The sequence below is a fragment of the Roseivirga sp. UBA1976 genome (genome assembly GCF_002336325.1).
Classification (GTDB): Bacteria; Bacteroidota; Bacteroidia; order Cytophagales; family Cyclobacteriaceae; genus Roseivirga; species Roseivirga thermotolerans.
Map to the genome: position 1 here is coordinate 19,285 of NZ_DDDQ01000031.1, position 11,382 is coordinate 30,666.

Below are 11,382 nucleotides of genomic sequence, written 5' to 3' on the forward strand. Positions count from 1 at the left end.
ATTTACAAAGATATTGTCAATCTTTAGACTCGGGCCATCTCGGTTAAAGTTGTTATTCTAATATGCGATTGAAAATCCTGCCTTGCTTCATTTTTATTCTTCTTGCTCAGGAGGCGATGGGTCAGGGAAATATTAATGGAAGAGTTTTTGATTTAATGGACAGCCTCTATTTGCCCTATGTTACCATTATAAACCTAGACACAAAAGATACCACTAAGTCCAACTTGGAAGGCTATTTCTATATAAAAGCCGACAATGGGGATCAATTGCTATTTCGTTATCTTGGTTTTGTTGAAAGGACTATTACATTACAGAACCTCGAATTCCTGGAGGTAGGACTTAAACCGTGGTCAAGCGAAGATGATTTAGGACAAAATAGAATTCACATATATGCGGGAGTAGAAATAAATTACAAGCTGATCGGGGGCAAGCTTAAGTATGTATCAGACTACTTCGGATCATTCACCTTTGAATCATCAGCTTCCTATTTTTTCAATACTGAGACCAAGCTTACTGATGCAAAGATTCGGTTCCCGAGACTGATTTATTCCTATCCTAACGTCAGTATCGGAACGTCAATAGCTTATCAAAATCTTACTTTTGAAGATAACAGTGGATACGAGAGCTACATGCTTTCTTTTCAACCCCGGCTGAGATATTTTGAAGCAAATATTGGTGTAGGCAGAAACCACTTTGAACTTGACTCTAAAAAGACCTTTGGTGTCTTAGTTGGCATTAAAAAAGAAGTCCCTTTAGGTAATTATAATTACCTGCCATTTGAATCGTCTGTAACCTTTTGGGGTAAAAACCTTCAATTCAATACAGCTCTAAATTATCGCATCTTTAAAAGATTCGAGATCGAACTCGGCTACCAGTACTTCAGAGGTATTGATTTGATTCAATTCACACTAGGAAATTCCATCAGGCTCTGGAGATACAATAAAAACGAATACTAACCCTCCACAGCCTTATACTTATTGAAGTTATCGATAGCCACAAAATAATCCGGGTCTTCCAGGACATTGACATCGCAGATCTTCTCCGCCCTTTTAATCATGCGGATGCAGTCCTTGCTTAAATGTCTCAAGTGGATATTCTTTCCTTCTTTCTGATACTTCTCTGCCAGTTTGTTGATGGCTTCAATAGCCGATTGATCCATAATTCTGGACTCTTTGAAATCGATGATCACTTCTTGAGGGTCTTCCTTTACATCAAACTTCGAATTAAAGAGGCTTACTGAACCGAAGAAAAGCGGGCCATAGATTTCATAGTGCTTAATACCATGCTCATCGATAGATTTTCTGGCACGAATTCTCAGCGCATTCTCCCAGGCAAATACCAAAGCCGAAACAATTACTCCGGCAAATACGGCTATGGCCAAGTCAAAAATTACGGTCAGACCTGTTACCAAAACGATCACAATCACATCTGATTTCGGTACTTTATTCACAATCTTGAAGGTACTCCAGGCGAAGGTGCCAATTACCACCATAAACATTACTCCCACCAAGGCCGCGATGGGAATCATCTCGATATATTCCGACCCGAAAAGAATGAAGACTAGTAGAGCCACCGCTGCGACTACACCTGAAAGCCTGCCACGTCCACCAGATTTCACATTGATAATACTTTGACCGATCATGGCGCAGCCCCCCATACCTCCGAAGAATCCGTTAGTCAGGTTGGCCAGTCCTTGCGCCACACATTCGCGGTTACCACTACCTCTAGTTTCTGTCAGTTCATCGAGCAGGTTAAGGGTCATCAAGGATTCAATCAAACCTATAGCAGCTAAAATCAGTGCGTATGGAAATATAAACCGGATGGTCTCCCAATTGAGAGGAATAACAGGTACATTGAAAGTTGGCAGACCGGCTTTGATGCCGTCTCCACCACCATCCTGAATAAAGCTTTTTACAGTAGCTGTTTCCACTCCACCAAATATTACAATGGCCGAAACCACTAAAATAGCAACCAAAGCGGCTGGAATCCCTTTATTAATACGCGGCAAGAAAACCATTATAGCCATGGTGAGCAGTACCAGGCCTAGCATAATGAAGAGAGAACTGCCTGTCAGCCATTCGCCCCCCGATTTGAACATGCCCAATTGCGACATGAAGATCACAATGGCCAGACCATTCACAAAGCCCATCATAACCGGATGAGGCACCATTCTGATGAACTTTCCCAGCTTCAGAAAACCGGCAGACATCTGGATAATTCCCGTAAGAATGAGCGTAGCAAAGAGAAACTGCAATCCTTGCCCTTCTCCCATGGCTTCACCTTCGGCCACCAAATGAACCATTACCACAGCCAATGCTCCCGTAGCACCGGAAATCATACCCGGCCTCCCCCCGAAAATGGAGGTAATAAGCCCCATCATAAAGGCTCCGTATAGACCAATGATTGGAGAAATGCCTGCCACAAAAGCAAAGGCAACTGCCTCTGGCACCAAAGCCAAAGCCACTGTTAAGCCTGAAAAAATATCGCTTTTGGTACTTACTCTATTCTTATCAATAATGGAAAAAGCCTCTCTGAATGTCATGCCTTCGAATTTGAGCCTGCAAAGGTAGGGCTTCTCATGAAAATTACCCGACTGAGTAAAAAGACTTTATGAAAACGATTGGGCAAAAAGAAACCGTTCCGAAGCTTTCTAACTCTCTCATAGTTAATGGAAGAGAAAGAATGAACCTTCGGAACGGCTATTAAGGAGTTGGGCTCCCTAGGTTGTCGGGCTTAGCTCTTCAACCTGAGGAACCCAGTATTTACCTTTTAGTATCCGGGGTTTGGCTGCATGTTTGGATTCGCATCCAACTCAGCTTCCGGAATAGGCAGAATGAATCTGTTGTTCGGGTAATTGATAGTACAGATAGAAGATGTACACTGGTTTCGAACTACATCTTGCTTATATCTCATCAAGTCCCAAAGTCTTTGTCCTTCAAAGGCCAATTCCTTTCTTCTCTCCAGAAGCACCTCATCCACAAGCGCAGGTCCCACTGCAGTTACAGGAGGGGCCGTTGCATCGGCACGCTGGCGTATGGCATTCACATCGGCCTGGGCAGTATTATCGCCCTGATTGGCCTTAGCTTCTGCACGAATAAGGTAAACTTCTGACAAGCGGATTACTTTGGTATTGTCTGTACCGTTAATGCTCGGGTATTTATTCACTCGATAAGGAGCATAGTCTCCGGTCAGGAAATTATCTTCCTTAAACCATCCTCTTCTCACATCATCATTAGAATAAAGAGAAACCACATCGTTAGAAGGAAGGTAGTCTCCATAACCTTCTACAATGTACATTCTACCGAGGGCATCAGAGCCTCTATTGTCATTTTCGGTCATTGCAATCTCAAAAATCGATTCTGACGAGTAATCAGAAGACCATGAGCTCAGGTAGTTTCCGTTAGAAACCAAGGTATACTCTCCACTGTTAATCACTTCTGTAGCCAAAGCCTCGGCATTGGCCCAGTCTTCTTTATACAGATACACTCTGGCTAGCAAAGCCTTGGCAGCTGTATTGTTAAGCGTTGAAGTTCTACCGGTTCTAGGGTTGTTGCTCAACATGGAAATACCCTGATTCATATCGGCAATAATCTGGTTATACACCTCCTCTACCGTATTTCTGGATGGCTCATTGAACTGATCGAACTCTAACACCAACGGCACACCCAAATGCGAGGCATCGCTGGTATAAGTATAATGCTGAGCAAACATGCGCACCATATCGAAGTACACCAACCCTCTGAGAGCGTAGGCTTCACCAACAATATGGTTTCTGTCGGCCTCAACTGCCGCAGGCAGTTCTACATCTGCATTGATAATGGCGTTCAGGGCATTGATGTTTTGCCACATCTCTTGCCACATACCCAGTGCAATACCATCGCCTACTGTGGCAATGTACTCTGCATAATCTTTGGCTCTGTTGGCCGAAGGGTGCTGCTTTACATCGTCAGACATTACATCTGGAACTAGTAAGAAGTATCGTCCATAATAGTTGGCAGAAGACAAACCGTTGTATACTGCCGTAATGGAAGAATTGTAGTCATCTATTGTGGTCAATGCTTGTTCGTTGGAAACGGACTGATGTGGAGTCAATTCCAAAAATTCGTCAGAACAAGCTGCTACAGCCAGTAGTAAAAATGCTGCAATATTTATTTTATATATAAGTTTCATTTGTTCTTCTTTTTTCTCTCTTAAAATCCGAAATCTACACCAATCGATACAGTTTTGATGGCCGGGGTAAGACCACCCGCCACACCATTGATAGCCTGCTCAGGGTCAAGGAACAAGTCTTTTTCTCTGGTAATGGTTAGTAGGTTGGTACCTCTAACATAAGCTCTCAATGAACGGATCTTCATCATTGTGGCTACGCTGGAAAGATCGTAAGCAAGGGTTACGTTACGCAGTCTGATGTACGATGCATCGTGGAGATATCTTGTGCTGTTGGCTGCTTGCCCTCCTTTGGTATCTCCCCATACGTGCTGAGGCAGCTTAGCATCGGTTTTGCCCGGAACCCATCTGTTTTCGAATGCCCAAACGGTGGTACTTCTTGGGGTCAATCGGCCGTCTCCATGAATAAACCTTCCGTTAGCATCGTATATGTAGTTTCCGTAAGAGTAATTGAACTGAGTGTTCAAGGTAAACTTCTTGTAAGCAACCTCTATGTTAAAGCCTCCGAAGAAATCAGGAGTAGCACTTTTATCCTGGAAGTATCTCTGCGCCTGATTGATATCATTAGTTACTTCAGACTCTGTTTCATCGGTATAGAATAGTGGGTCACCATTGCTTTGGTCTACTCCTGCCCATCCGAACAAGTAGTACGCCTGATAATCTCTACCTTCTTCTCTTCGCTTAGTGCCATCGGTATACGGCTCATTAAGTTTAGTGAGTCGGTTTTTAAGCTTGGTAATGTTAAACCCGACATTAACCGAAAGATCAGAGCTGGTGTAGGCTGCATAGTTCAATGAGAACTCCCAACCTGAGTTTTTCATTTCCCCAAAGTTTTGAGTAAGGCTTGAGAAACCTGTAGTCATTGAAATTGGCACACTCAGAATCAAATCTTCAGATACTCTGGAGAAGTACTCTACGGTACCATCGAGTTTATCCATTAGGTTAAAGTCAAGACCAATGTTAAAGTTGGTTTGGCTCTCCCATGTCAAAGCCGGATTGGCAATTTGAGTGGGCTCACCACCCGGTTGGCCATCATAATCTCTGCCATATCCGTAGAGTCCTACAGAAGGGAAGTTACCAATTCCGGCATTACCTGTTACCCCATAAGAGGTTCTCAGCTTCATGTAGTTAATAATTCCGGAGTTTTGCAAGAAGCTCTCTTCTGTAAGGGCCCAGGCCAAACCTATGGAATAGAAAGTACCCCAGCGGTTATCGGCTCCAAATCGTGACGAACCGTCTCTTCGAATACTTGCTGTGGCAAAGTACTTCTCTCTAAAATCATAATTGAAACGAGAGAACATTGAAGCAAAGGTGTATTCTGTAATGGTAGAAGAGGCACTGTAGGCCGCAGCTGCGCTGGCAAGGGTTCTTAACTTATCGTTCGGAAACTCCTGGCCATAGCCATAGGTGGTTTTACGAATAGACTTTTGAGCCTCGTAGCCTAAAAGTGCATCGAAATTGTGGTCTGAACCAAAGGTTTTAGTGTACTGCAAAGTTTGCGTACCCACCCAGTTTCTGTCTTGTAAGGTAGACACCTGGGCATATCCTCCGGAGTTTCTACCATCTCCATAGCGTCTGTTCTTATACTGCGACTCATTGATCTGGATTACATCGAAGTTCCATTGCGAACGGAACAAAAAGTCGTTGGCAAACTTCACATTTACAGAGAAGTTATCCGTAACTCTCATTTGTTCCGTCAGTCGGGAATCATCACCACTTAAGGCACCCACAGGGTTGTTACCTCCCATTGGGAAATAGTTTTTATGGTCGGCATTGAACCTGCCTTGTGCATCTCTTATAGGAATGAGCGGAGAAAGCAGATAGGCATTGTAAAGCGGATTCGCCCAGGCAGAACCGTCAACAAAACCATTTTGGTCGAAGCTACCTACACTCAGGTTATTGGTAAAGCTAATGTTATCTGAGGCTTTAAAATCGAGGTTTACACGACCTGAAATACGTTCAAAGTCACTACCAATAATATGGCTCTCCTGGTCGAAGTATCCTCCTGAGAAGAAGTATTTCAGCTTGTCCGTTCCTCCCCTGGCACTCATGTTATAACTCTGAGTAACTCCTGTGCGGGTAATGGCATCCAACCAGTTGGTATCGGTAGGCCTTCCCGTAACAGGATCAGTTAACTGCTGAAACCTGTTGGTAAGGTTTTGCTGTGCATCGGCCAGCGATACGCCTCTGTTGGTATAGCCTTCAATAAACAACTGGGTATACTGCTCGGCATTCAGCGGCTGCAACAATTTGCTCGAAGCCACGCTGTTAAAACCTACCAGAGTGTTCAGGTCTATTCGGGCCTCTCCTGTCTTACCCGATTTTGTGGTAATGAGTATTACACCATTGGCACCTCTTGAACCATAAATGGCTGTAGAGGCCGCATCTTTCAATACCGTTACCGACTCAATGTCGTTGGGGTTGAAAGAGGCCATTACGTTACCACTTCTACCTCCGTTACTATTGAGTTGGGTAATGTCTCCGGACTGTACCGGAATACCATCTACTACATAAAGAGGTTCACTGGAGGCACTAATGGAGCCAATACCACGAATACGTATTTGCTGGTTGGCTCCTGGAGAACCGTCAATACCCGTAGCCTGAAGACCGGCCACATTTCCCTGGAGCGATTGCTCAAAAGAGGTCATAGGAATTTGCTCCAGCTTTTTGGAGTCCAGCGTTCCTACCGATCCGGCTATTGCCTCCATCTTTTGAGTACCGTACCCTACAATAATTACCTCACCGGCATCTGACTCAGCAAGTTCCATCTGCACATTAATGACCGTACGGTTTCCAACTCTCTCCTCTTTGGTAACAAAACCTACGAATCTGAAGATAATCACATCATTATTGGCAGCATCGATGGTATATCTACCATCCAGGTCTGTAGAAGTACCATTTAAGGTACCTTTAATCAGGACTGTTGCCTGCGGCAAAGGTTGTCCTGTGTCATCGAGCACACGCCCCGTAATGGTTCGTGTTTGGGCAAAAGCACCCCACGCCAGCAGCAAAGCCGCCAGCGACAGTAGCATTTTTCTCATTTGATATAGATTAAGTGGTTGACAAAAAAATTATTCGGTTGTTTTAGCGGGTAGTCAATAGCCTTGGAAAAATACCTACCCCTCTCTCAACCACAACAGACCACTGATTTGAAAGCTATATTGCAACTAATGCCAAACATTACGCAACTAGCCAGACCCTTTATTGATATTTTAGTTTCCAAAATAAAACTACGTCAGAATTTTACTAACCTCAAATTTTGTAAAGATAAATTGACATAAAAATTCAGTTTCACCAATAATGACCCATAAAACGTCTATAATTCGCCCCTCAACAAGGCCTCAAATGGCTCTGGCAACGGAAGTCCGCTCAAATCAATTACATTTGCGCCATGGCAAAATACAGGGGTAAAAAGAAGATTATTGAGCAGGTAGAAGTTCAGGGAATTGCCGCGGAAGGCAAGTGTATTGCTAAAGTAGATGAGCAGGTAATTTTCATTGAAAAGGTGGCTCCTGGCGATGTAGTTGACGTTCTTATCACACGCAAAAAGCCCAACTTTATGGAGGGTACCCCCGTGCACTTTCACTCCTTTAGCCCCGATAGGGTAGACCCGTTTTGTGAACACTTTGGTACATGCGGTGGTTGCAAATGGCAACATATTCCATACCCTATTCAGCTTAAGTATAAGCACCAACAGGTAGTAGACAATTTGCAACGCATTGCCAAAGTTGAGCTGCCTGAGATTCACCCAATATTGGGTTCATCTAAAACCCGGCATTACCGCAATAAGCTGGAGTATACTTTCACAAACTGGAAGTGGCTTACCCAAGATGAAATTGAAAGTGATAGAGCAATTGATCGTAGGGCTCTGGGCTTCCACATTCCGGGCCGATTCGATAAAATATTACAGATTAAAAACTGCTACCACCAGCCAGAGCCTTCTAACCAAATACGATTGGCTGCCGAAAAATTCTGCAAAGAAAATGATATTCAGTTTTACGACCTGGTCAAAAAAACCGGCAACGTAAGAAACCTCATCATTCGCAATTCAGTGAAAAATGAGTGGATGGTGATCGTACAATTTGCCTGTGAAGATGAGAAGAACGCACAGCTTTTGGACTTCTTGAAAAATGAGTTTCCGGAAATCACCTCACTGCAATATGTAATTAATAATAAACCGAACGAGACCTTCCATGATTTGCCGGTAGAGGTTCATCATGGCCACGACTATATTATGGAAGAAATGGAAGGTATTCAGTTTAAGGTAGGCCCCAAATCTTTTTATCAGACCAATGCTCTGCAAGCCTATGAACTTTATAAAGTAGCCAGAGATTTTGCGGGGCTTACAGGCCAGGAGGTAGTATACGACCTTTATACCGGCACCGGCACCATTGCTAATTTTGTGGCCAAAAAGGCCAAAAAGGTAATAGGCATAGAGTATGTAGAAGCCGCCATTGAAGATGCCAAAATAAATTCTGAGATAAACGGCATAGATAATACTCTCTTCTATGCAGGAGACATGAAAGATATACTCAACGATGCCTTTATCGCTGCTCATGAAAAACCCGATGTAATCATAACAGATCCTCCTCGGGCAGGTATGCATCAGGATGTGGTAGACATGCTTCTGAAGATTGAAGCCAGAAAGATTGTTTATGTGAGTTGCAACCCGGCCACTCAAGCCCGTGATATTGGCCTCTTAGATGCTAAATACAAGCTAAGCCAGGTACAACCCGTAGACATGTTTCCACAGACCCATCACGTAGAAAATGTGGTGTTGTTGGAATTACGAAATTGATTTTTTTTGAAACTGCTCCAGCCCTCAATTGGTTGGGTAAACAAAAGCTAGATTATGAACCAACTTACTTTTAGAAACGGAGACAAAATAGACGCTATAGGTTTGGGCACCTGGAAGTCTGAACCGGGAGAAGTGTATAACGCAGTAAGAGAGGCCATAAAAATTGGTTATCGACACATTGATTGCGCCTGGATTTATAAAAACGAAAAAGAAATTGGCCAAGCCTTTGCCGATGCCTTTGCCGAAGGTGATGTAACCCGCGAAGAGTTATTTGTTACTTCCAAATTATGGAACACCTACCATCACCCTAACGATGTAGAGGAGAACATTAGAGAAACGCTTCAGGACCTACAGCTGGACTACCTGGACCTCTATCTTATGCACTGGCCTGTAGCCGTAAAAAAAGGGGTAGGCTTTCCTGAAAAAGCCGATGATTTCATTAGTCTGGAAGAAATTCCTCTAATCGACACCTGGAAAGCCATGGAAAAGCTGGTAGACCTTGGGCTTACCCGCCACATTGGGGTTTCTAACTTCAACATCCCTAAACTTCAGGAGCTTATTAAAGAGGCGCGCATTGTGCCAGAAATGAACCAGGTAGAATCACACCCCTTGTTGGCCCAAACCGAACTACTGGAGTTCTGCAAGAAACATGACATTCTCTACACGGCCTATTCTCCTTTGGGCTCTCGCGATAGAAGCGCAGGCATGAAGAACAACGATGAGCCAGACATGTTTAAATTACCGCGTATTCAGGCTATCGCAAAAAACCATGGAGTACACCCTGCACAAATTCTAATTAAATGGGCAGAAGCGCGTGGCACATGTGTAATCCCTAAGTCGGTAAACCCCCAGCGACTCAAAGCCAACCTTGAATCGGCCAACATTCCTTTGAGCGATTACGAAATAATGGAAATCAACAAACTAGATATGGGCTATCGCTATATCGATGGTAAGTTCTGGGAAAGAGAAGGAGGCCCATACACTGCCGAGAGCCTTTGGAATGACTAACTGGTGCAGTATGGCATAGGGTTTGGATTTTCTAGGAAGAAAAATCAAACCCTATTCTATTATGAAACCTATTAGAAAAACGTATTTCAGCTTTTTAGTGGCCGCCACGCTCGTTTTTGTGGCCTGCGACAATGCTAATGAAGATGCCAGCCCAACAGCACCACAGCTGCCTCCGGCCGAATCTATGTCGGCTGAAATGGGGGCTTTTCCCTCAAATGGAGAAAATTCTTCTAAAAATGATAATCAAGACAGAGAACACTTTACTTATGCCGCTGCCAATGTGGTATTCTGGCAAAGTATTTTAAAACTGCAGCTGGCCGTTCCCGTGGCCGCCTTCAAGGAGTCTTTCAACCATCCTTTTATATACCTTCAGGATGAACAACGCTGGAAGTCGTCATACTCCGTAACAGTAGGTGACAAAACTTACGAAGCTACCTTGTATGGAGAGCGCGAAGAAGATGAAATTGAGTGGGAGATGTACCTTTCAGCAGAAGGGCAGTTTGAGAACTTTCTGTGGTTTACCGGAGAATCTGAACTAGACAACACTGGCGGAAGTTGGACCCTGTATAAAAGTCCTTCTGAGCCAAGAGCTGTTCTGACCATTGAATGGGAGAAAGAAGGAAACGAAGTAGAAGCGGCCTATACCCTGGTAGACGAGCAAGCCGATAAGGTAGACAGCTACATTGAATACGGAACCACTACTGAAAATGGCTTTACCCATTTCTACGAAGTTTCTATTGAAAGCAAAACTGAAGAAGATTATGAGGTGTTTATTCTCTACAATGCTAACACTCGTGCCGGCAAAGTAAAATCAGAATCACGCTTTGGAGACGATGCCTTTAGATGTTGGGATAGTAATTTCATAGACACCACCTGTTCTAATTAAAAAGTAAAAGCCCTGATCGGATGAATCCGATCAGGGCTTTGGTAATCAAAAATCTATAATTCTTTTAACTATATTTTCTTGACATTCACGGCATTAACGCCTCTTCTGCCTTCCTCAGTATCAAAAGAAACTTTGTCGTTCTTTTCGATGGCATCCACTGTACCTGACACGTGAACGAAGACATCTTTTCCATTTTCGTCATCAACGATAAAGCCGAAGCCTTTCTCATCGTTGAAGAATTTTACGGTACCTGTTTTCATTGTAATTTGTAATAATAGTATTAAATAATGCGTCAAAGCTAGCAATTAGTTTGACACTCTCTACTACTTACGTATGAAAAGACTGTTAATTGTGCGGCATGCCAAGTCGAGCTGGGACTTTCCGGAACTCTCTGATTTTGAGCGACCTCTTAATCACCGGGGAGAAAAAGACGTTCCGGACATGGCTACCCGGATAAAAAAATTGGGACTGAAGCCGGAGCTAATGATTTCTTCTCCGGCCAACCGAGCCATAACCACGGCTC

The 11,382-nt window shown here is 43.7% G+C and carries 9 protein-coding genes; 5 read left to right on the top strand and 4 right to left on the bottom strand.

Going from position 1 to position 11,382, the window contains the following annotated elements:
• The first annotated feature begins 62 nt into the window (after window positions 1-62).
• A complete protein-coding gene (locus B3763_RS02945) occupies window positions 63-956 on the top strand; it encodes a hypothetical protein (RefSeq protein ID WP_286743503.1) in 894 nt (297 codons plus the stop codon).
• Here the strand turns inward: B3763_RS02945 and B3763_RS02950 are convergent.
• The 3 genes from B3763_RS02950 to B3763_RS02960 all read right to left on the bottom strand — a co-directional run bounded on the left by B3763_RS02950 (window position 953) and on the right by B3763_RS02960 (window position 7,208).
• Entirely contained in the window at window positions 953-2,542 is a 1,590-nt protein-coding gene (locus B3763_RS02950) for a SulP family inorganic anion transporter (RefSeq protein ID WP_286743506.1), read from the bottom strand. The genes B3763_RS02945 and B3763_RS02950 overlap by 4 nt on opposite strands.
• A gap of 227 nt (window positions 2,543-2,769) precedes the next feature.
• Window positions 2,770-4,170 (bottom strand): RagB/SusD family nutrient uptake outer membrane protein, encoded by a 1,401-nt coding sequence (locus tag B3763_RS02955; RefSeq protein ID WP_286743509.1) that lies wholly within the window; start codon window positions 4,168-4,170, stop codon window positions 2,770-2,772.
• 20 nt (window positions 4,171-4,190) lie between these two features.
• Window positions 4,191-7,208 carry a SusC/RagA family TonB-linked outer membrane protein gene (locus B3763_RS02960; RefSeq protein ID WP_189628357.1) on the bottom strand — a complete coding sequence of 1,006 codons (3,018 nt, stop codon included), beginning with the start codon at window positions 7,206-7,208 and terminating at the stop codon, window positions 4,191-4,193.
• 350 nt (window positions 7,209-7,558) lie between these two features.
• On the opposite strand from B3763_RS02960, the gene rlmD reads away from it, so the two are divergent.
• From rlmD to B3763_RS02975, 3 genes are all read left to right on the top strand, one after another.
• Complete coding sequence (rlmD, locus tag B3763_RS02965) at window positions 7,559-8,965, top strand: 23S rRNA (uracil(1939)-C(5))-methyltransferase RlmD (RefSeq protein ID WP_286743514.1); 1,407 nt, start codon at window positions 7,559-7,561, stop codon at window positions 8,963-8,965.
• Between the two features lie 54 nt (window positions 8,966-9,019).
• Window positions 9,020-9,973, top strand: coding sequence for an aldo/keto reductase (locus B3763_RS02970; protein WP_286743516.1), 954 nt, complete (start codon window positions 9,020-9,022; stop codon window positions 9,971-9,973).
• Between the two features lie 61 nt (window positions 9,974-10,034).
• The gene (locus tag B3763_RS02975; protein WP_286743518.1) at window positions 10,035-10,859 is read left to right on the top strand and encodes a hypothetical protein; all 825 of its coding nucleotides are present in this window, start codon (window positions 10,035-10,037) and stop codon (window positions 10,857-10,859) included.
• Between the two features lie 68 nt (window positions 10,860-10,927).
• On the opposite strand, the gene B3763_RS02980 is transcribed toward B3763_RS02975, so the two are convergent.
• Entirely contained in the window at window positions 10,928-11,119 is a 192-nt protein-coding gene (locus B3763_RS02980; RefSeq protein WP_189628361.1) for a cold-shock protein, read from the bottom strand.
• Between the two features lie 73 nt (window positions 11,120-11,192).
• Between B3763_RS02980 and B3763_RS02985 the strand changes: the two genes are divergently transcribed.
• Window positions 11,193-11,382, top strand: a 190-nt coding sequence (locus B3763_RS02985) for a SixA phosphatase family protein (protein WP_286743522.1), incomplete at its 3' end; no start/stop codon positions are given.